Annotated in this window: 18 protein-coding genes; 4 read left to right on the forward strand and 14 right to left on the reverse strand. The window is 56.6% G+C overall.

Annotation, left to right across the window (positions count from 1 at the left end; translation table 11 throughout):
* Nucleotides 1-10: 10 nt before the first annotated feature.
* The 4 genes from ppx to purM form a co-directional block, all read right to left on the reverse strand.
* Entirely contained in the window at nucleotides 11-1552 is a 1542-nt protein-coding gene (ppx, locus tag DK872_RS06910; RefSeq protein ID WP_035888122.1) for an exopolyphosphatase, read from the reverse strand.
* Between the two features lie 3 nt (nucleotides 1553-1555).
* The gene (ppk1, locus tag DK872_RS06915) at nucleotides 1556-3616 is read right to left on the reverse strand and encodes a polyphosphate kinase 1 (protein WP_007370851.1); all 2061 of its coding nucleotides are present in this window, start codon (nucleotides 3614-3616) and stop codon (nucleotides 1556-1558) included.
* 335 nt (nucleotides 3617-3951) lie between these two features.
* Nucleotides 3952-4593, reverse strand: a complete 642-nt coding sequence (gene purN / locus DK872_RS06920) for a phosphoribosylglycinamide formyltransferase (RefSeq protein ID WP_007370853.1) — start codon at nucleotides 4591-4593, stop codon at nucleotides 3952-3954.
* A complete protein-coding gene (gene purM / locus DK872_RS06925; protein WP_007370854.1) occupies nucleotides 4590-5627 on the reverse strand; it encodes a phosphoribosylformylglycinamidine cyclo-ligase in 1038 nt (345 codons plus the stop codon). The genes purN and purM overlap by 4 nt, the downstream gene beginning before the upstream one ends.
* A gap of 235 nt (nucleotides 5628-5862) precedes the next feature.
* Between purM and upp the strand changes: the two genes are divergently transcribed.
* The 3 genes from upp to DK872_RS06940 all read left to right on the forward strand — a co-directional run bounded on the left by upp (nucleotide 5863) and on the right by DK872_RS06940 (nucleotide 8686).
* Nucleotides 5863-6489, forward strand: coding sequence for a uracil phosphoribosyltransferase (gene upp / locus DK872_RS06930; RefSeq protein ID WP_007370856.1), 627 nt, complete (start codon nucleotides 5863-5865; stop codon nucleotides 6487-6489).
* Between the two features lie 109 nt (nucleotides 6490-6598).
* A complete protein-coding gene (uraA, locus tag DK872_RS06935) occupies nucleotides 6599-7888 on the forward strand; it encodes a uracil permease (RefSeq protein WP_007370857.1) in 1290 nt (429 codons plus the stop codon).
* Nucleotides 7889-7984: 96 nt separating this feature from the next.
* A complete protein-coding gene (locus DK872_RS06940; RefSeq protein ID WP_222104925.1) occupies nucleotides 7985-8686 on the forward strand; it encodes a DnaA inactivator Hda in 702 nt (233 codons plus the stop codon).
* 83 nt (nucleotides 8687-8769) lie between these two features.
* On the opposite strand, the gene arsC is transcribed toward DK872_RS06940, so the two are convergent.
* Both arsC and bepA read right to left on the reverse strand, forming a co-directional pair.
* A complete protein-coding gene (gene arsC / locus DK872_RS06945; protein WP_035888115.1) occupies nucleotides 8770-9129 on the reverse strand; it encodes an arsenate reductase (glutaredoxin) in 360 nt (119 codons plus the stop codon).
* A 12-nt stretch (nucleotides 9130-9141) separates the two neighbouring features.
* Nucleotides 9142-10605, reverse strand: a complete 1464-nt coding sequence (bepA, locus tag DK872_RS06950; RefSeq protein WP_090396333.1) for a beta-barrel assembly-enhancing protease — start codon at nucleotides 10603-10605, stop codon at nucleotides 9142-9144.
* A gap of 221 nt (nucleotides 10606-10826) precedes the next feature.
* Between bepA and DK872_RS06955 the strand changes: the two genes are divergently transcribed.
* Nucleotides 10827-11888: an AI-2E family transporter gene (locus DK872_RS06955; protein WP_007370861.1), complete on the forward strand. Its 1062-nt coding sequence runs from the start codon at nucleotides 10827-10829 to the stop codon at nucleotides 11886-11888.
* 40 nt (nucleotides 11889-11928) lie between these two features.
* Here the strand turns inward: DK872_RS06955 and focA are convergent, their stop codons facing one another.
* From focA to hyfE, 8 genes are all read right to left on the reverse strand, one after another.
* Nucleotides 11929-12786, reverse strand: a complete 858-nt coding sequence (gene focA / locus DK872_RS06960; protein WP_107147357.1) for a formate transporter FocA — start codon at nucleotides 12784-12786, stop codon at nucleotides 11929-11931.
* Nucleotides 12787-12909: 123 nt separating this feature from the next.
* Complete coding sequence (locus tag DK872_RS06965; RefSeq protein WP_161518187.1) at nucleotides 12910-14859, reverse strand: sigma 54-interacting transcriptional regulator; 1950 nt, start codon at nucleotides 14857-14859, stop codon at nucleotides 12910-12912.
* 267 nt (nucleotides 14860-15126) lie between these two features.
* Nucleotides 15127-15540 (reverse strand): formate hydrogenlyase maturation HycH family protein, encoded by a 414-nt coding sequence (locus DK872_RS06970; RefSeq protein WP_007370864.1) that lies wholly within the window; start codon nucleotides 15538-15540, stop codon nucleotides 15127-15129.
* Nucleotides 15533-16309, reverse strand: a complete 777-nt coding sequence (locus DK872_RS06975) for an NADH-quinone oxidoreductase subunit B family protein (RefSeq protein ID WP_035888107.1) — start codon at nucleotides 16307-16309, stop codon at nucleotides 15533-15535. Before DK872_RS06975 ends, DK872_RS06970 begins: the two co-directional genes overlap by 8 nt.
* Entirely contained in the window at nucleotides 16306-16854 is a 549-nt protein-coding gene (hyfH, locus tag DK872_RS06980; protein WP_161518188.1) for a hydrogenase 4 subunit H, read from the reverse strand. Before hyfH ends, DK872_RS06975 begins: the two co-directional genes overlap by 4 nt.
* 11 nt (nucleotides 16855-16865) lie before the next feature.
* The gene (locus DK872_RS06985) at nucleotides 16866-18527 is read right to left on the reverse strand and encodes an NADH-quinone oxidoreductase subunit C (protein WP_090397560.1); all 1662 of its coding nucleotides are present in this window, start codon (nucleotides 18525-18527) and stop codon (nucleotides 16866-16868) included.
* Between the two features lie 68 nt (nucleotides 18528-18595).
* On the reverse strand, nucleotides 18596-20179 hold the full coding sequence (gene hyfF, locus DK872_RS06990; RefSeq protein WP_107147361.1) for a hydrogenase 4 subunit F: 1584 nt from the start codon (nucleotides 20177-20179) through the stop codon (nucleotides 18596-18598).
* 4 nt (nucleotides 20180-20183) lie between these two features.
* Nucleotides 20184-20834, reverse strand: coding sequence for a hydrogenase 4 membrane subunit (gene hyfE / locus DK872_RS06995; RefSeq protein WP_043952721.1), 651 nt, complete (start codon nucleotides 20832-20834; stop codon nucleotides 20184-20186).
* Between the last annotated feature and the right edge of the window lie 5 nt (nucleotides 20835-20839).

Below are 20839 nucleotides of genomic sequence, written 5' to 3' on the forward strand. Positions count from 1 at the left end.
GGAGGGCGGCTCAGGCCGCCACTTCCGGAGCCTGTTCTTCTTCGATTTTTAACCGCCAGCCGGTGACCGCTTCCCAGTATTCCTGCTCTTTTTCCAGATCCAGCAGTACCAGTGCGTTCTGGCTGAACCAGTCATGCGGGAAGCGCAGCGTCCAGTGATTCTCATCGGTTTTCAGAAACAGCGTTGGCGGCGTAGTGGTCGCCTGACGCTGATTATTCAGCAACACGCCAAGGCGCAGTAACTGAACCAGCGGCAAAAATTGCTTCTTCTTGAACAGCGTAAAGCGCGGCAACTCGTCGAGTTTGATCGCTTTGCGATGACAGCGCACCAGGGTCGCCATCATCAGCTGCTGCTCCTGGTTGAAACCGGGCAGGTTGCTGTTTTGCAGAATGTAGGCTGAATGGCGGTGCATGCCGCTGTGGTTGATGTTCAGCCCCACTTCATGCAGCATCGCTGCCCACTTCAGCAGCGCCGCCAGTTGCGGGTTGTTGAGCTTGGGATTTTGCGCCTGCCACTGATCGTACATCTGCGTGGTGGTTTCCAGCACGCGGCGAGCCTGTTCTCGGTCAATATTGTACTGGCTGGCAAGGCTTTGCGCCGTACGGCTGCGAATGTCCTGATGACGGAAGCGACCTTCCATCTCATACAGCACGCCCTCACGCAGCGCGCCGTCGGAGAGACGCAGTTCGCGGATCGCCAGCGCATCGAATACGCCGCACAGAATGGCGAGGCCCGGCACGAACACCGCTTTACGTTCCTCAGAAAGCCCTGGTAGGCTCAGTTCGCTGAAGTTTTTATACTTCAGCACTTCATCGACCAGTTTTTCCAGGCGCTCCGGAGTAATAAACCCGTCCTTCTCGCCTGAGGCGATCAGCACTTCATTCGCTGCTTTGATACTGCCGGACGCGCCCAGCGCCACATTCCAGCCCTGAATGCGGAACTGCCAGGCCAGCGATTCCAGCTTTTGCGTGGCGGAAATGCGCGCGCGGCGGAAGTTTTCACCATTGATGGTGCCGCCGGGAAAGTACATCTGCGCAAAGCTGACGCAGCCCATGCGACGGCTTTCTACCAGCTTCGGTTCGAAATCTTCGCCAATAACCAGCTCCGTCGAACCGCCGCCGATATCAATCACCAGCTTGCGACCTTTCTCCGGCTGCGTATGTTCCACGCCCATAAAAATCAGTCGCGCTTCTTCGTTGCCCGGAATGATTTCAATAGGGTAGGGGATCACTTTTTCGGCACGTTTGAGAAACTCCGTGGCGTTCAGCGCCTGGCGTAACGTGTGCGTGCCTACGATGCAGACGCTGGAGGGATCGAACCCTTGCAGGCGCTCGGCAAACAGCGACAGGCAGGCCAGCCCGCGCTCCATTGCCTCTTCGCTCAGCATGTTATTGCTGTCCAGACCATCTGCCAGATGCACACGTTGCTTCAGGCGGCCGATGATTTGCATCGCCCCGTCCACCACGCGTGCAATCACCATATGGAAACTGTTGGAACCCAGGTCGACCGCGGCGAACTCCTCCGGGCGGGGCATCTTTTCTTGTATCGGCATAGATTAATCGGGCTGCTCGAGTGATTTGATGTAATCGTAAATCGCCAGCTGTGCGCGTACTTTGCGACGATTGCCGCGCGGCACGTAGCGATTGCTCAGTTCTTTATCAATGTACCGGGCTTTTACCGTATCACTGAACAGAATGTCAATGATATCCAGAACGCGCTGTTTAAGCCGTGGATCGAGCAGCGGTGCTGCCACTTCGATACGGTAATCAATATTACGGGTCATCCAGTCAGCGGAAGAGAGCCAGACTCGCTTATCGCCGCCGTTCTCAAAAATATAGATGCGATCGTGCTCAAGATAACGGTCAACGATGCTAATCACGCGAATATTTTCGCTGATGCCTTCAAGCTCCGGGATCAACGAACACATACCGCGCACCAGCAGATTCACCGGCACGCCGGAGCTGGAAGCGGTATAGAGGCGATCCACCAGCCCTTTGTCCACCAGGTTGTTCAGCTTCAGCGTAATGCCGGAAGGCTGTCCATTCTGCGCGTTGGCGATCTCGGCATCGATCATGTCATACAGCAGGCGGCGCGAGTTTTGCGGCGACACCAGCAGGTAATCGAAATTCACCGGGCGATACGGGTTCTCAATAAAGTTAAACACCCGGCGCACTTCATTGGTAATGCGCGCATCGGCCGTAATCAGCGAGTAGTCGGTATATAGACGTGCAGTTTTCTCGTTAAAGTTCCCGGTACCGATATGCGCGTAGCGCACCACTTCTTCACCTTCCATGCGGGAGATGAGGAACAGCTTGGCGTGAATTTTTAAACCTGGTGCCGAGAAGATCACCTGCACGCCCGCTTCCGTCAGCCGTTTCGCCCAGTGGATGTTGGCTTCTTCATCGAAACGCGCCTGCAACTCCACCACCACGGTCACTTTTTTGCCGTTGTGCGCCGCATGGATCATCGAATCAATAATGCGTGAGTCTTTCGCCACGCGATAGATATTGATTTTAATCGCCAGCACGCTCGGGTCGAAAGACGCCTGGCGCAGCAGCTCCAGCACGTGCTCGAAGGTGTGGTAGGGGTAATAGAGCAGTACATCGCGTTCGCGAACGGCATCGAAACCGTTGCGGAATTTGTCAAACCAGAGATGGCGCAGACGCGGCATCGGTTTGTTGACGAGGTTGGCTTTGCCGACATTCGGGAAGCCAATAAAGTCTTTAAAGTTGTGGTAACGCCCGCCGGGGATAATGGAGTCATAACGGGAGATGGTCAGCTTCTCACTCAGCATTGCCACCATTGCGTCGGGCATATCGCGCTGGTAAACAAAGCGTACCGGTTCGGCGGTCAGACGCTGTTTCAGGCTCGACGACATCAGCTCCATCAGGCTCGATTCCATCTCGTGCACCAGATCGTATTCGGCATCACGGGTCATCTTCATCGAGTAGGCATTCAGCGAATCGTAATCGAAGAAGCCTTTAAAGATGTCATCAAGGCAGTAGCGCAGAATGTTGTCCAGCAGGATCATCGGTTTGCGGCGACGTGGCGTTTCCGGCGGCAGATTCACGAAACGCGGTACTTTGTCCGACGGGATCTCCAGCAGGGCGTAACGGATATCGTTGCCGCGAATGATCTCGACCGCCAGATAGGTGTAATCATCTTTTAAGAACCGCACCAGGTTGGTTTCACGGTTTATCAACGTCGGCGTAATGTGCTGGCGCAGATACTGCTTGAAGTAGTTGCGCAGCCAGCTTTGCTGGTTTTGCGACAGTTGCCGTTCGTTGATCAGGAAGATTTGGTTGCGTGCCATCTCCAGCAGCAGGTCGTTGTACAGGCTGTCGAATTCCTGGTCGGCCTTCAGCACGCGGGATTGAATTTTGCCCAGCAGATGACGTGAGTTGGTAGTGGTGCCTTGCTCTTCGCTGATGATCAACCGGCGTTTCAGCTCGGCAAAACGCACCTTATAAAATTCATCGAGGTTATTGGAATAGATTCCCAAAAAACGCATGCGCTCGATTAGCGGGTTACTTTTGTCTGCCGCTTCCTGGAGAACACGTTCGTTGAAGCACAACCAGCTTAGTTCTTTTTCGAGATATAACTTTTCCTGACCCATTCCTGTTTACACTCCGGTTCTTACTCGGGACACAGCAATATCTTCTCACTCTTACGGTGTCCGCGACTGACAGGTGAACGTTGCTGGCGTTCCTTCGTATAACACAACTTATTATGGCGAGCTTAGCCCTAAGATGTCCAACTGTGCCAAAAAAGTATGACAGTAATCTTTTTTCTGACTTAAGGTGATGAAAATACTGCGGGGATAAGAATACATTGGGCGCGTTTGACGCCGGATGGCGGCTTCGGCTTACCCGGCCTGATATCGGCCCAGGAAAACAGCGTAGGCCGGATAAGCATCGCGCCATCCGGCAGCAGAACAATAAAGGGGGACGATTATTCGTCGGCCGCATAGCCTTCAGGAGGCAGACAGACGCCATCAAGCCACGCGCTGTTATTCTCCATCTTCAGGCGGCCATCAACGAACCAGCTCACCACCAGCGGATAAATCGCGTGTTCCTGCGCTTGTACGCGGTCGGTGATCTCTTCTTCCGTGTCGCCGTCAAACACCGGGACTTTGGCCTGCAAAATGACCGGGCCGCCATCCAGCTCTTCCGTCACAAAATGCACGCTGGTGCCGTGTACTTCATCGCCATTTTCCAGCACCTGGCGGTGCGTGTTCAGGCCTGGGTATTTCGGCAGCAGTGAAGGGTGAATATTCAGCAGACGTCCGGCGTAATGGGCAACAAATGCCGGGCTGAGGATGCGCATGTAACCTGCCAGCACCACCACATCCGGCGCGTAGGCGTCAATTTCATGCATCAGTTCACGATCGAAGGCATCGCGGCTGGCAAACTGCGAGGCAAGAAGGGCATGCGCAGGAATTGCCGCTTCCCGCGCACGTTCAAGGCCGAACGCGTCGGCCTTGTTACTGAATACTGCCCGCAGGGTGCCGTTGATTTTCTTCTGTTTGCAGGCGTCGATAATCGCCTGCAAATTGCTTCCGTTACCGGAAATCAGCACCACAATGTTTTTCATTCAATGACCACACGCTCACTGGAATCGGATGCTTTGATAATACCGATTTTCCACGCGTTTTCACCTTTGGCATTGAGCAGGGCGATGGCTTTATCCGCTTCCGCGGCAGGCAGCGCGATAACCATACCGACGCCACAGTTGAAGGTGCGGTACATTTCATGACGGCTGACGTTACCGGCGCTTTGCAGCCAGTTGAAGACCGCCGGCCACTGCCAGGAGGATTCGTCGATAACTGCCTGGGTGTTATCTGGCAGCACGCGCGGGATATTTTCCCAGAAACCGCCGCCCGTCAGGTGAGCGATAGCATGTACATCAACGTTTTCAATCAGCTCCAGCACCGATTTCACGTAAATACGCGTCGGTTCCAGCAGGTGATCGGCCAGCGGTTTGCCTTCCAGTTGGGTGGTCAGCGGATCGCAGCCGCTTACTTCTATCACTTTACGCACCAGCGAGTAACCGTTGGAGTGCGGACCGCTGGAAGCCAGCGCCACCAGCACGTCGCCGTCGGCCACTTTGGAGCCGTCAATAATTTCTGCTTTCTCTACCACGCCCACGCAGAAACCGGCCACGTCGTAATCTTCACCGTGATACATGCCCGGCATCTCTGCGGTTTCGCCGCCAACCAGCGCACAACCGGATTGCAGGCAACCTTCGGCGATGCCATTGATCACGCTGGCGGCGGTATCCACGTCCAGCTTGCCGGTGGCGTAATAGTCGAGGAAGAACAGTGGCTCAGCGCCCTGTACCACCAGGTCGTTTACACACATGGCGACCAGGTCGATACCGATGGTGTCATGACGTTTCAGATCCATTGCCAGACGCAGCTTGGTGCCAACGCCATCAGTGCCGGAAACCAGTACCGGTTCACGATATTTTTGCGGCAGAGCGCACAGCGCGCCGAAGCCGCCCAGACCGCCCATCACTTCCGGACGGCGGGTCTTCTTCACCACGCCTTTGATTCGGTCAACCAGAGCATTGCCTGCATCAATATCAACACCGGCATCTTTATAGCTGAGAGAGGTTTTATCGGTCACTGCTTCAGTCCCCACGCGTTTTCTTGCGGTAGAAATAAAATTCGGCGCAATTCTAGCAGCCCAGGCAAACGTTTGCGAGCCTATTATTGCCGGGCGTACCTTATAAGTTCCGATATACTATTTTCCAGCCTGATTGATCGCGATCAAGCGGCTATCTGTAGCGCAACGGAAAAAAAGCGGTATAATCCGGCGATTTTTTTTGTGGCTGCCACCTGTCAGGGGAAAGGAGAAGAGTATGAAGGTCGTGGAAGTTAAACACCCACTCGTCAAACACAAGCTTGGGTTGATGCGTGAAAACGATATCAGCACCAAACGCTTTCGTGAACTCGCCTCAGAAGTGGGCAGCCTGCTGACGTATGAAGCGACGGCTGACCTCGAAACCGAAAAAGTCACCATCGAAGGCTGGAACGGCCCGGTGGAGGTTGAGCAGATCAAAGGTAAAAAAATTACCGTGGTGCCGATTCTGCGTGCCGGTCTGGGCATGATGGAAGGCGTGCTGGAGCACGTGCCGAGCGCGCGCATCAGCGTGGTCGGTATCTACCGTAATGAAGAAACGCTGGAGCCGGTACCGTACTTCCAGAAACTGGTGTCCAACATCGACGAGCGTATGGCGCTGGTGGTTGACCCGATGCTGGCGACCGGTGGTTCAATGATTGCCACCATCGATCTGCTGAAAAACGCAGGCTGTCACAGCATCAAAGTTCTGGTGCTGGTTGCCGCGCCGGAAGGTCTGGCGGCGCTGGAGAAAGCGCACCCGGACGTCGAGCTGTATACCGCGGCGATCGACAAGGGCCTCAATGAGCACGGCTACATTATTCCGGGCCTCGGCGATGCCGGTGACAAAATCTTTGGTACGAAGTAACGCATGACAAATCGAAAGCCGACTTTGATAGTCGGCTTTTTTTTGGATTCATAAACTGCCCGCCGCAAAGGACGGGGAGATAAACAACAACACTCAGAGGAAAAACATTATGACGCGCCGTGCTATCGGGGTGAGTGAAAGACCGCCGCTTTTGCAGACGATCCCGCTTAGTTTGCAGCACCTGTTCGCCATGTTTGGCGCGACCGTGCTGGTGCCAATCCTGTTTCACATTAACCCGGCCACCGTGCTGCTGTTCAATGGTATCGGGACACTGCTTTATCTCTTCATCTGTAAGGGGAAAATCCCGGCTTACCTCGGTTCCAGCTTTGCGTTTATCTCGCCGGTGCTGCTGCTGTTGCCGCTCGGTTATGAAGTGGCGCTGGGCGGTTTCATTATGTGCGGCGTCTTGTTCTGCATCGTCTCCTTTATCGTTAAGAAAGCCGGTACCGGCTGGCTGGATGTGATGTTCCCGCCTGCGGCAATGGGCGCTATCGTGGCGGTTATCGGCCTGGAACTGGCGGGTGTGGCGGCGAATATGGCCGGTCTGTTGCCGGCTGAAGGCCAAAGCGCGGATAGCAAAACGGTGATCATTTCGATGGTCACGCTGGGCGTAACGGTGTTTGGTTCCGTGCTGTTCCGTGGCTTTATGGCGATTATCCCGATCCTCATCGGTGTGCTGGCGGGCTACGCGCTCTCCTTCGTCATGGGTGTTGTCGATACCACGCCGATCGCGCAGGCGCACTGGTTTGCGCTGCCGACATTCTATACGCCGCGTTTCGAGTGGTTTGCCATTTTCACCATTCTGCCTGCGGCGCTGGTGGTGATTGCCGAGCACGTGGGGCATCTGGTGGTGACGGCGAATATCATCAAAAAAGATCTGATCCGCGATCCCGGCCTGCATCGTTCGATGTTTGCTAACGGTTTCTCGACGATCATTTCCGGCTGCTTTGGCTCCACGCCGAATACCACTTACGGTGAGAACATCGGTGTAATGGCCATCACCCGCGTTTACAGCACCTGGGTTATCGGCGGCGCGGCTGTTATCGCGATCCTGCTCTCCTGCGTCGGCAAACTGGCGGCGGCGATCCAGATCATCCCGGTTCCGGTCATGGGCGGTGTATCGCTGCTGCTGTACGGCGTGATTGGCGCATCCGGTATTCGCGTATTGATTGAATCGAAAGTCGATTACAGCAAAGCGCAGAACCTGATCCTCACTTCCGTCATTCTGATCATCGGCGTCAGCGGCGCGAAAGTGCACATTGGCGCGGCGGAACTGAAGGGCATGGCGCTGGCGACCATTGTTGGCGTTTGTCTGAGCCTGATCTTCAAACTGATTAGCGTACTGCGCCCGGAAGAAGTGGTGCTGGACGCGCAGGACAACGACGCCGCGAAGGGTTAATGCCTGCTGTTTGAGCCGGGTTTCGCGCCCGGTTCAAACTTTGCCATGTTTTATGGTAAACTCGCTGCGTTTTTTGTAAGCCCTGTTGAGGTCCCTCTGAACACACCGGCACAGCTCTCTTTGCCATTATATTTACCCGACGATGAAACCTTCGCGAGTTTCTGGCCGGGTGATAACCCCTCTTTACTGGCGGCGTTGCAAAACGTTCTGCGCCAGGCACACAGCGGATACATCTATTTCTGGTCGCGTGAAGGCGCCGGGCGTAGCCATTTGCTGCACGCCGCCTGTGCGGAGCTCTCCAGGCGCGGCGATGCCGTTGGCTATGTGCCGCTGGATAAACGCACCTGGTTCGTACCGGAAGTGCTGGAGGGTATGGAGCAACTCTCGCTGGTGTGTATCGATAATATCGAATGCATTGCCGGTGACGAGCCGTGGGAAATGGCGATCTTCAATCTCTATAACCGAATTCTTGAACAGGGCAAAACCCGTCTGCTGATCACCGGCGATCGTCCGCCGCGCCAGTTGAATCTTGGGCTGCCGGATTTGGCTTCGCGGCTGGACTGGGGGCAGATCTACAAGCTGCAACCGCTCTCCGATGAAGACAAGCTACAGGCGCTGCAGCTGCGTGCGCGCATTCGTGGTTTTGAATTGCCGGAAGATGTGGGCCGTTTTCTGCTCAAACGGCTGGACAGAGAAATGCGTACGCTGTTCGATACTCTCGATGTGCTGGATCGCGCTTCCATCACCGCCCAGCGCAAGCTGACCATCCCGTTTGTGAAAGATATTCTCAAGTTATAAATCATGGCCGGATGGCGGTTACGTCTTATCCGGCCTGCACGGTTTGCAGGCCCGGTAAGCGTAGCGCCACCGGGCAATCAAATTTAACCGATAATGTCTAAAACCTGCTCCGGCGGACGGCCGATACGCGCTTTACCGTTTGCCACCACAATCGGGCGCTCAATCAGCTTCGGGTTATCCACCAGCGCCTGCACCAATTCCTGTTCGGATAATGTGTTATCACCAAGGTTCAGGGACTTATACAGATCCTCTTTCGTGCGCATCAGTTCCCGTGCGCTGGACATGCCGAGCATCTGCAGCAGTTGTTTGATGGTCGCCGCATCCGGCGGCGTCTCCAGATAGAGCACCACCTGCGGCTCGACGCCGTTCTCTTTCAGCAGGTTCAGGGTTTCACGGCTCTTTGAGCAGCGAGGGTTATGGTAGATTTGCACCGCGTCTGACATCTCTTCTCCTTGTTACATCTTCTGATACGGTTTGAAGCGCTGCTGCAACTGGCGCAGCTGATCAATACGCGCATCATAACGTGCCTGTTGCAGGCTGCCGAGTTTCACCTGCGAACTGGCGCTGCTCAGCAGCGTGATGGCTTGATCCAGTTTGCCCACCAGCGCCAGGCTTTCCGCGCGGGCGGCCAGTTCCTGGTCGCGATTGCCGAGCGCGGCTTCCGCCTGCGCCAGCAGATCCCAGCCATTCACATCATCTTTATAGGTAAAGGTGTAACGGTTGAGGATCCGCGCCGTTTCCGCCGGTTGCCCGCCTTCCAGGTAGGCGTTCGCCAGGTTGAGCTGCAACACCGGGTTGGTTTTCAGCTCGCTGGCGGCGTTCAGGCGCTTAATCGCATCGGCGCTTTTGTTCTGCCCCAAATCGATATCGGTCGCCAGATCGAGATACCAGGCGTTATTCGGATCGGCGCTCAGCAACGGTTGCAACGCTTTCGCCGCTTCAGGGAACTTTTTCGCTTCCATTGCCTGCAGGGCGCGGCCATATTGCGCGGCGTGCTGCTCGCGCACATTGCCTTTCGACCAGCCATCCAGCAAGTCATCGGTCAGTTGGTTACGCCCGGAGTTATACATGCCGAGTGCCCTGACTTTGGCCATGTAGAACGCTTCCGAAGACTGAACCACCACCGGTCGCATCTGGTTGGCGCGGTTACGCGCATCGGCAAGGCGGCTTTCCGGCAGGGGGTGCGTCAGCAGAATTTCCGGCGGACGGGTTGAATAGCGTGACTGATCGAGCAGTTTTTCGAGGAATGTCGGCATTGCCTGCGGGTCGAAACCGGAACGCTGTAGCACCTGAATGCCGATACGGTCCGCTTCCTGTTCATTCTGCTGGGTAAAGCTGATCAGGCCCTGTTGCGTGCCCGCCAGCGTCCCGGTAAGCGCCGCCATCCCCGCTTGCGGGCTGGCCATCGCTAAAAGGATTGAACCCAGCGCGCCGGCCCAGGTGAGCGGGGCGCTGCGTTTTTGATCTTCCATCGCGCGCGCCAGGTGGCGCTGCGTGACGTGGGAAATTTCGTGCGCCATCACCGAGGCGAGCTGGCTCTCGTTATCCGTGTAACGGAAAAGCGCAGAGTGCAACACGACATTGCCGCCGAAAAAGGCGAAGGCGTTGATTTCGTCGTTATTGACGAGGTAGAAGTGAAACGGGGTTTTTACGGAGTCAGCATGCGCCACCAGCCGCATGCCCAGTGCATTAATGTACTGCACCAGCAGTGGATCGTTAATCAGCGGCGCGCTGCCGCGTAGCTGGCGCACATAGTAGTCGCCCATCTGCATCTCCTGTCCAATGGAGAGCGTACTGCCGGCGGACGTGCCCATATCTGGCAGGTTGTCTGCCGAATCGGCCCATGCCGGGATAACCGTACCTGCCGCCACTGTAGCGATAAGGGTTGCGACCAGCGTTCGTTTCAACTGCCTGAACATAACCTCACCTGTTTGTTTGGAAACACCTGTATGACCGGATTTTTCTTGCTTCGTTCCGGTAAACGCCTGGCAAGTTTAGCGGTCTTCGCCGCGAAAAAACATCCCGAACGACCGCATGTTATGTTTCTCGTAAAGCGTACGAAAAGCGAAGTCTTTTTTGTGACATTTCGATACAATTCCACTTCTTACCCCTCAGCCCACAAGGCTTATGAAGGAACGTTATGCTTGAAATGTTGATGCAGTGGTATCGCCGTCGCTTCAGCGACCCGGAGGCGATTGCACTGCTGGTCATTCTGCTTGCCGGATTCTGTATCCTCTTCTTCTTTAGCGGCCTGCTTGCGCCGCTGCTGGTGGCGCTGGTTATCGCTTACCTGCTGGAGTGGCCAACCGTTCGTCTGGAAAGAATCGGCTGTTCGCGCAACTGGGCGGCGTCGATTGTGCTGGTGCTGTTTGTCGGCATTCTGCTGGTGATGGCCTTTGTGGTGATGCCGGTAGCCTGGCAGCAGGGGATTTACCTGATCCGCGACATGCCCGGCATGTTGAGCAAACTCTCTGATTTCGCCGCCACGCTGCCGCGCCGTTATCCGGCGCTAATGGATGCGGGCATCATTGATGCGATGGCGGAAAATATGCGCTCGCGCATGCTGACAATGGGCGATTCGGTGGTGAAATACTCCCTCGCTTCGCTGGTCGGGCTGTTGACGCTGGCGGTCTATCTGGTGCTGGTGCCGCTGATGGTCTTTTTTCTTGTCAAAGACAAAGAGCAGATGCTTAACGCCGTGCGCCGCGTCTTGCCGCGCAATCGCGGGCTGGCGGGGCAGGTGTGGAAAGAGATGAACCAGCAGATCACCAACTATATTCGCGGCAAAGTGCTGGAGATGATTGTCGTCGGCATTGCCACCTGGATTGGTTTCATTCTGTTTGGCCTTAACTATTCGCTGCTGCTGGCGGTGCTGGTCGGTTTCTCTGTGTTGATCCCTTACATCGGCGCTTTTGTGGTCACCATTCCGGTGGTTGGCGTGGCGCTGTTCCAGTTTGGCCTCGGCACTGAGTTCTGGAGCTGCTTTGCGGTGTATCTGATTATTCAGGCGCTGGATGGCAATTTGCTGGTGCCGGTGCTGTTCTCCGAAGCGGTAAACCTGCATCCGTTGGTGATCATTCTGTCGGTGATCATTTTCGGTGGGCTCTGGGGTTTTTGGGGCGTTTTCTTTGCCATTCCGCTCGCCACGCTGATTCAGGCGGTGATCCACGCCTGGCCGGATTCGCCTGCCATCGAAGAGTAGCGCCACCGGGCGGCGCACGCATTGCCGCCCGGCATCGGGCTTAATGTCCGGCATGGTCATTACGCAGATAGATAATCCAGTACGTCACGCCGACTAACACTCCGCCGCCAATGATATTGCCAATCGTGACCGGAATCAGGTTATCGGTAATTACCCTGCTGAAGGTTAACGCCGGGAAGTTATCCGGCGAACTGTGCACAGTCGCCCAGAAACTTGCCGGGGCAAAATCGCGGATAATGACCGCCAGCGGCAGCAGAAACATATTGGCAATGCTGTGTTCAAAACCGCTGGCGACAAACATGCCGATCGGCAGCAGCATCGCCATAATTTTGTCCGTCAGCGTATGGCCGGAATAACTGATCCACACCGCCAGGCAGACCATCAGATTACACAGCGTCCCGAGGCACACCGCCTCAATAAAGGTGTGATGCATTTTATGATCGGCGGTTTGCAGCACGTTCAGCCCCCACAGGCCGTTGCTGCTCATCGTCTGCCCGGCAAACCAAATCAGCGCGACAAAAAATAGCGCGCCGACCAGATTGCCGAGATAAACAATGACCCAGTTGCCGATCAGTTGCCGCCAGCTTATCAGGCCGCTGGCTTTCGCCATCACCGTCAGTACGGTTGAGGTAAAGAGATCCGCGCCGCACACCACCACCAGAATAAGCCCCAGCGAGAAACAGACGCCGCCCGCCAGTTTTGCCAGCGCGGTGGCAGGCGCAGGCCCGCTGGTGACGGTGATATAAAAGACAAAAGCAATCGAGATAAATACGCCCGCCGTTACCGCGAGAAAGAACGACAACTCTTTCTTCTTGCTGACTTTATACAAACCTGACTGTTCGGCGACTTTTGCCATTTCCGCAGGAAGTCGCAGGTCAAACGCGTTGCCGGTATCCATTTGATTCTCCTGATGCAATGTCAATGAAGGCGTGGCTTCAGGCCACTCGCCGTCATATGCATAGCCCGTACCAGCCGGGGCAGGAGAATCAGCGGGAAAGTGTCAACCCGTTCACAAAAATGATCACAGCACTTCGCGTACCGCAATACCGAGGCGCTGCATGCGTGATAACAACGTGGTGCGCTTCATACCAAGCCGCGCAGCCGCACCGCGAGGGCCGGCGACAATGCCGTTGGTTTCGCGCAGTACCTGAATAATGCGTGCCCGCTCCTCTTCGTCATTTTCCGGCGGTTCGGGGTGCATCATCTCCGCCACTTTCGGCAGCGGGAAGGGGAAAGGATCGTGAACCACCGGCTGCACCATACTGACCGGCTGCGCATTGAGGTGCAGATTCAGTGTGTTATCGCGTGAAAGCAATACCGCACGTTCAATCACGTTCTCCAGTTCACGCACGTTGCCGGGCCATTCGTAGCGCATTAACTGGCGGAGAGTATCAGCCGGGATGGTATCAATGGTGCGGTTCAGGCGACGCGCCAGTTTTTGCGTGAAATAGCGCGCCAGCAGCGGAATATCATCCGGGCGCTCGCGCAGCGGCGGCAGCACCAGCGGGAAGACATTCAGGCGATAAAAGAGATCGTTGCGAAATTCGCGGTCGATCACCATCTGGCGCAGATCGCGGTTGGTGGCGGCGATCACCCGCACATTCACCGGGATGGTCCGGTTGCCGCCGATGCGTTCGATCTCGCGCTCCTGCAATACGCGCAGCAGTTTGGGTTGCAGTTCAAGCGGCATATCGCCGATCTCATCGAGGAACAGCGTGCCCTCATCGGCCATTTCAAAGCGTCCGCGGTGCGTGTTAATCGCGCCGGTAAAGGCACCTTTATCGTGACCAAACAGTTCGCTTTCCAGCAGGCTGGAGGGGATCGCGGCACAGTTGATTTTCACCAGCGGTTTATCTTTACGCGGGCTCATCTGATGCAGCGCGCGGGCGATGATCTCTTTCCCGGTGCCGGTTTCGCCGAGGATCAGCACCGTGCTGTCGCTCAGGGCGACAATATTGACCTGCTGGAGCACGTCGCGCATCGCCTCGCTCTGGTAAATAATGTCGCCGAAACTCTGGCTGGAGGCGATCTGCTCGTTGAGCTGGCGGTTTTCGCTGTTCAGATTCTCTTTCAGATGGATAACTTTGCGGTACGCGTCGGCATTATCGACGGCGATACCAATTCTGTCGGCAATCTGCTGTAGCAATCGACAATTTTGTTCAGTGAAAACGGATGCCTCATGGTGCGCCAGTAGCAGCACGCCCGTGGACTGGTGGCTGTAGGCCAGCGGCAAAATAAACACCGTGTTCAGCCCCTGCAGCGCCAACTGACTGAGCACCGCATCGCTGTGCCACAGCGCCGCATCCTGATCCTGCTGGAGCAGCGCGCCGCGATGTTCGTTCAGCGCGGCCAGCAAAACCGGGCTTTCACTGCGTAGCGGGAATCGCTCTGTTTCCGGCGGGCAACTGGGAAAATGGGTGACGTGGCAGTTAAGCTGGTGTGAATGCAGCGTATCGCGCAGCACCATGCGAATATTATCGATGCCGAAAAAGCGGTGGATCTCCTGCGAAACATCCGCCACCAGATCGTCAAGATCGAGATGCGACAGCACCGAGTTAGTGATGTCCACCAGCACCCGGTGGTGATCGCGCTCTTCGCGCAACGCCGTGACTGACTGGCGGAGTTTTTCGCTCGCCAGCATCTCCTCCAGCGCCTGCGTCGCCAGCCGCGTCAGCCAGGCAAACAGCGCATTCTCTTGCGGGCTGAAAGTGCCGCCGTCGGTGCGCACAAAGCGCAGTTCTGCCACATCGCTGCCTTCCAGCAGCACCACGTGCAGCGAGCTGTCGCTGATTGTGTCGCCGTATTCGGCCGTGCAAAACGCCGCGCTGCCATCATCAAAACAGCGCCAGAAAGGGGCGTTATTGAGACGTAATTCAATAAACTGCACGGGGCTGAAGGGGGGCGGCAGGGGGATAAACGCCTGAAGAAGTGAAGCCTTATCATTCTGTTCCAGCAACTGCTGTAAGATCATGGATACGTCGCCCTTCCAGATTTAGCGAGCGTCATTTAAGCCGCAGGTGCGTTGCCTTTCCTTGCCCGGCTGATGCCAGATTCGCTGCGTTTTCCCTGACTGCAACCTGAATGACCTGCTAAAAAGCATGCAAATAAACGCAGTTTTCTCACCAGTTAACCGGTTTTCACTGTTGTTATGTCCTCGGACGTAAAAACCAGCACAAGGGTACAATACCCCTCTAATTTTTAATGTTACAGGCTTCACGTATAAACAAGGTGAATGAAATTAATCCACCCGGCGTACCATCAGATAGAGCGCCGGTTCGTGGGCCATATCCTGTAAGTGTTGTAATAGCTGGCGGCTCCAGCCTCGCCACGGTTCCTCCGCCGTTTTGGCCAGCCGGGCGAAATCGGGCGCCAGCAGATTGACATGGCTGGCGTCGATGACGATTTCGCCGAAGGTGAGCAGCCCCTGCATTTTACGCCGCGCGTCGGCGTCCTCCATCAGCGTCAGCCACTGTTGGTAGGCATCCAGCGGGCAGGCCAGCGCGACGTTGAGGCAATCGATCACCCCAACGTGATGACCAATAGCCAGCGAGTAGTACATCACCTGACGGCTTTTCTCCTCCAGTTCAACGCTGTCATCGACAAACTTTTGCCGCAGCGTCCAGAACATCACCTGCGCGGTTTGCTCAGACATGGTGGCGCTCCAGCTCACTCATTAATTGCTGCACGATCGCCGTCAGACGGGGATCCGCCGCCTGTTGCAGCCAGGCATTCACCCGTGATGCGCGCTGGCCGATCTCGCCTTCGCTCAGCAACGCAAAAAGATGATCGACGATTTCGCGCCCCTGGCGATAACCCGCCAGTTGCCGCGCCTGGCGCTCAAGGGTCACGCGCAGCGCCAGCGGCAGAGCAGGCCAGTTGACGCTAGCCGTTTCGTTTGGTGTCTGGATATGGTCAACCGCGTGCAGTTTCTGCTCCAGCAGGCCCAGTGCTACCGCGAAACCATGAATGGTGGCCGCCGGCGTCGGCGGGCAGCCGGGGATCCAGACATCAATCGGCACGATGGTGTCGCTGCCGCCCCACACGCAGTAAAGATCGTGGAAAATTCCGCCGCCGACGCCGCATGCGCCGTAGGAGATAGCAATTTTATGATCGGGCGCGGCATCCCAGGCGCGTAAAGCGGGCATGCGCATCGCGCGGGTCACCGCGCCGGTAAACAGCAAAATGTCGGCGTGACGCGGCGAAGCCACTACTTTGATGCCAAAGCGCTCGGCGTCGAACAGCGGCGTAATGGCGGCGAAAATCTCAATTTCACAGCCGTTGCAGCCACCGCAATCCACGCGGTAAACATAGGCGGAACGCTGGATATCGCGCAGCAAAAGCTGTTTGATTTTTTGCGCTGACTCATCAAGCTGCACCGGCTGGCTGACATGCTGCGACAGTATCTTCAGGTCGGAACTCATGCTTGCTCCTCAAGATAGTAATGAATGTTGGTGCTGTTGTGGTGTTCCAGCGCGGCACGACGCCGACAGGCCGGGCAGATGCACACCTGCGCGCGCAGGGAATCGGCCAGTTCCGGGTTGTTCTGGCTGAGTGTCAGCAGTTCAACCGCCAGTGTGACCGATTTTTCCGGCGCGAAAGGCACGCCGCATTCGGTGCAGTGCTGCAAACGAAATGTCGCGCGCACATACAGATCGGCTTTGCGGGTGACCGCCAGTTCAAACTCTTCTGACAAATGGATAGCCCGCGTCGGGCACACCTCTTCGCAACGGCCGCAGTAAATGCAGCGGCCAATAAACAACTGCCAGACGCGGCGGTTTTCCTCTGGCGTGGTTTCCATGGTCAGCGCATTCGCCGGGCAGGCGGTGGTGCAGGCGCCGCAGGCAATGCATTGCAACGGATCCAGTTCGGGTTTACCGCGAAAACCGGGGCACACCTCCAGCGGCGCAAACGGGTATTTCACCGTGGGTTCGCCCGCCCTGAGAATGGTCTTCAACAATTTCAGCATCGTTTCTTTCCTTACTTCAGCGGCGAGTGGCGACGTTCAATGCCGTAACGTTCGATCTCTTTATAGGGCACGGTCGTCGATTTACGTTTACGCACGTCAACCAGCGTGACGCGGTCCGTGCACGAGTAGCAGGGATCGAGGCTGCCGATAATTAGCGGCGCGTCGGAGACGGTGTTGCCGCGCAGCATATAGCGCAGCACAGGCCAGTTGGCGTAAGTGGCCGCACGGCAGCGCCAGCGGTAGAGCTTCTGATTGTCGCCGAGCATGCTCCAGTGCACATCTTCCCCGCGCGGCGCTTCAACATAACCGAGGGCGAATTTATGCGGCTGGTAGCTGAAGCCTTCGGTCAGCAGCGGCGTGTCCGGCAGGTTATCGAGGCCAAACTCAATCATCGCCAGCGAATCAAACACCTCTTTTACCCGCACCATGAGGCGCGAGAAGACATCGCCATCCGGCCAGGTGAACAGGGTTTTCGGCAGGTTGCCGTAGTCGGCATAAGGGTGATCGAAGCGCAGATCGCGGGCGAAACCACTGCCGCGAATCAGCGGCCCCACCGGGCTGAAATCCCGCGCGACCTGGCGGTCAAGAATGCCGACGCCCTGGGTGCGCTGTGCCATGTTCGGCGTCGAGAGCAGCATATCCACCAGTTGCGTCACTTCGGCACGCATCTCTTTCACCAGTTGGATGGTCTTCACGCGTTGCTCTTTCAGAATGTCGCGGCGAATACCGCCAATCAGGTTCAGACCGTAGGTTTTGCGCGAGCCGGTCAGCAGCTCCGCCATGGTCATCGACTTCTCGCGGATGCGGAAAAACTGCATAAACCCGGTGTCGAAACCGACAAAGTGGCTGGAAAGGCCAATGTTAAGCAGGTGGCTGTGCAGCCGCTCTACTTCCAGTAGCACCGAACGGATAGTGTGCGCACGCTGCGGCACTACAATGCCCAGCGCGTTTTCCACCGAGGTGGTGTAGGCGACGCTATGGGCAAAACCGCAAATGCCGCAAACCCGATCCGAGAGGAAGGTGACTTCGTTATAGCCCATGCGGGTTTCCGCCAGTTTCTCCATGCCGCGATGCACATAGAACAGACGGTAATCGGCATCGACAATCCGCTCTCCATCGACAAACAGACGGAAGTGGCCAGGTTCGTCAGAGGTGATATGCAGCGGGCCAATCGGCACGATGCGCGCAGAATTGCCGCCATCATTGATAAAGGTGTAATTCTCCGTGTCGCTGGTCGGTTCCGGACGCAGGCGATAATCCATGGTGTCTTTGCGCAGCGGATGCAGATCGTCCGGCCAGTCGTCCGGTAAGACCAGCCGACGTTGATCCGGCAGGCCAACCGGGATCAGCCCGTACATATCGCGGATCTCACGTTCGCCCCACACGGCAGCGGGTACGCGCGGCGTCACCGACGGGAATTCCCGCGTATTGGCATCAACCAACGCTTTCACCACGATCCAGCACTTTTCCGCCCCTTCCATCGACAGTGCGTAATAGACTGCATAATGGCCGTTAAGGCTGCGTTCGTCGTTGCCAAACAGTACCGGCAGCCAGCCGTCATGCTGGTAATAGAGATAGTGAACAATCTCCGGTAACAGGTTGATCTTCACCGTAATGGTGACTTGTTCGAAGGTCTGGCGTTCTTCTTCCAGCACCGCGCCGGGAAACTGCATTTTCAACGCCGCAAGGCAGGCATTGCCGCGCGGCTGCTGGTGGTTCACGCTTGCTAAATAACTCACTTTCACTCTCCCTGGACGTGCGATGGTGTTGCCGACGTGGCGGTAGTATCAAACGTGACCCACAGCCAGCTCAGCCGGGTGGGGCGCTCATCGTCGCCGGACAGTACGATGCTTGAGGCTCCGGCCAGCAAACGGCTGACCGGCTGCGGAATATGGGTACCCATCACCAGCATCATCACCAGTAACAGCACCATCGGAACGGTGGTCAGCCAGCCCAGTTCACCGCTGGCAACCTGCTGCGGCGGCGTGGCGAACAGCACTTTGGCGACCATGCGCACCAGCCCGCCAAGTACCAGCGTCAGCAGCAACAGCAGCACCAGCGTTACCACCAGGTGCTCAGCCGCCAGCCCGGCGGTGACGGTCATAAATTCACTGAGGAAGATGTTGAATGGCGGCATACCGCCGAGCGCCAGCGCACCGCCGCCAAGCAGCACGGCGGTCAGTGGCATCACTTTCAACATGCCGCACACCACATCCAGATTGCGGGTGCCGTATTTCAGCAGCACATTGCCGGAGCCGCAGAACAGCAGCGTTTTGGCGAGGCTGTGATTGAGGGTATGCAGCAGCGCGGCGAAGATGCCGAGTGGTCCGCCGATACCGAGCGCCACCGCCACCAGCCCCATATTTTCTACGCTGGAATAGGCCAGCAGGCGTTTCATATCTTGCTGTACCAGGATGAAGAAGGCGGCAACGCCAACCGACAGCATGCCGAACACCAGCAGTAGCGTATTGGGGAAGCTGTCGCCAATGGCGTGACAAATAATGATGTAGTAACGAATCAGCACCAGCAGCGCGCAGTTGAGCAGCACCGCCGAGAGCAGGGCGCTCACCGGGCTGGGGGCTTCACTGTGCGCATCCGGTAGCCAGGCGTGCATCGGGAAAAGGCCGGTTTTGGTCCCAAAACCGATCAGCACAAAGACAAAAGCCAGCACCATTAATGTCGGGTCGAGTTTGCTGCTCTCTTTCAGCACTTCCGTCCAGAAAATGGCGTGATCCGGCTCGGCCATAAAGCTGGCGGCATTGGCATACACCAGCACGGTGCCGAACAGGCCAAATGCCACGCCAACGGTACAGATGATGATGTATTTCCACGCTGCTTCCAGCGAGGAGCGCTGACCGTAAATACCCACCAGAAACGCCGAGCTGAGGGTGGTGGCCTCAATTGCTGCCCACATCACAATCAGGTTGTTGCTGGTCACAACCAGTAACATGGTGAACAGGAACAGATGAAAGAAACCGTAGTAGTAACAGAGCGTGGATACGCTGATTTCGCCGTGATCGACTTCATGACGCATATAGCCAATCGAATACAGCCCGGTGAGAAAACCGATAATCCCCAGCAGCGACAAAAATAAACCGCTCAAACTATCAATGTGCAGCCAGCGGTGCGCGCCGAAAATTTCCCCTTCCTGCACGGCTTCTGCCACCGTCCACAATGCGACAATCAGTAACAGCGTAATGCCCAGTGAGTGCACCACCGTGACCAGCGTCCGCGCCGCATTCCCGCTCAACCGGCAGGCAAAACAGAGCGCAGAGACAACCAGCGGCGTCAATAGCAACAGCGTGAACATCAATGCATGACTCATGGTATTACCCCTTCAGCGCCGTAAGGTTGTTAACATCCAGCGTGCCGTGGGTGCGCCAGATTTTCCTTGCCAGCAGCGCCATCACAATCACGGCGAAAATGGCATCCGTCGCTATACCGATCTCAACCAGTTCCGGCGCGCGCCAGGCGAGCAGCGCCAGCACCAGATGCGAGCCGTTTTCCATCAGGCAGTAACCGAATACCTGGCGCAAAATATTGCGTTGGCTGATGATGCACAGCAGACCCAGCAGGAAGTGACCGAGGGCGACAGCGAGCGCTGGTTTAAGCTGGGCGACCATCGGCAGTTGCACCGGACGGACGACAAACCAGCACAGCAGCACAATGGCTGCGGCCATCAGCACCAGCGTTGCCGGGCCAAACAGCCGTTCCCCTGCGCCATCCGGCGCCATCTTGCGAAACGCATAGCCCATAATCAGCGGCACCAGCAGCACCTTGGTGAAGAAGGCGCTGAACGACCACATCAGCAGTTGTTCCGCATCCAGCAACTGCGACAGCGTGAAAAAGATGGAGACCAGCACCAGTGATTGCAGGGCATACAACCAGCAGGAGACGGAGTAGCGTCTGGCGCAGGTGACCAGCAGCGAGGTGAACATCATCAGCCCCGCCAGATTGTTAACAAGCAAAGTTCCCGTCATCATCG

The organism is Kosakonia sp. MH5 (assembly GCF_009935945.1).
Classification (GTDB): domain Bacteria; phylum Pseudomonadota; class Gammaproteobacteria; order Enterobacterales; family Enterobacteriaceae; genus Kosakonia; species Kosakonia radicincitans.

Coding starts and splice junctions, on each gene's coding strand:
- DK872_RS06955 (WP_007370861.1), top strand. CDS start 10,827: ATGCTTGAAATGTTGATGCAGTGGTATCGCCGTCGCTTCAGCGACCCG.
- DK872_RS06975 (WP_035888107.1), bottom strand. CDS start 16,309: ATGAGTTCCGACCTGAAGATACTGTCGCAGCATGTCAGCCAGCCGGTG.
- DK872_RS06985 (WP_090397560.1), bottom strand. CDS start 18,527: ATGCAGTTTCCCGGCGCGGTGCTGGAAGAAGAACGCCAGACCTTCGAA.
- bepA (WP_090396333.1), bottom strand. CDS start 10,605: ATGTTCAGGCAGTTGAAACGAACGCTGGTCGCAACCCTTATCGCTACA.
- purN (WP_007370853.1), bottom strand. CDS start 4,593: ATGAAAAACATTGTGGTGCTGATTTCCGGTAACGGAAGCAATTTGCAG.
- ppk1 (WP_007370851.1), bottom strand. CDS start 3,616: ATGGGTCAGGAAAAGTTATATCTCGAAAAAGAACTAAGCTGGTTGTGC.
- hyfF (WP_107147361.1), bottom strand. CDS start 20,179: ATGAGTCATGCATTGATGTTCACGCTGTTGCTATTGACGCCGCTGGTT.
- focA (WP_107147357.1), bottom strand. CDS start 12,786: ATGGATACCGGCAACGCGTTTGACCTGCGACTTCCTGCGGAAATGGCA.
- arsC (WP_035888115.1), bottom strand. CDS start 9,129: ATGTCAGACGCGGTGCAAATCTACCATAACCCTCGCTGCTCAAAGAGC.
- upp (WP_007370856.1), top strand. CDS start 5,863: ATGAAGGTCGTGGAAGTTAAACACCCACTCGTCAAACACAAGCTTGGG.
- ppx (WP_035888122.1), bottom strand. CDS start 1,552: ATGCCGATACAAGAAAAGATGCCCCGCCCGGAGGAGTTCGCCGCGGTC.
- hyfH (WP_161518188.1), bottom strand. CDS start 16,854: ATGCTGAAATTGTTGAAGACCATTCTCAGGGCGGGCGAACCCACGGTG.
- uraA (WP_007370857.1), top strand. CDS start 6,599: ATGACGCGCCGTGCTATCGGGGTGAGTGAAAGACCGCCGCTTTTGCAG.
- DK872_RS06965 (WP_161518187.1), bottom strand. CDS start 14,859: ATGATCTTACAGCAGTTGCTGGAACAGAATGATAAGGCTTCACTTCTT.
- DK872_RS06970 (WP_007370864.1), bottom strand. CDS start 15,540: ATGTCTGAGCAAACCGCGCAGGTGATGTTCTGGACGCTGCGGCAAAAG.
- hyfE (WP_043952721.1), bottom strand. CDS start 20,834: ATGACGGGAACTTTGCTTGTTAACAATCTGGCGGGGCTGATGATGTTC.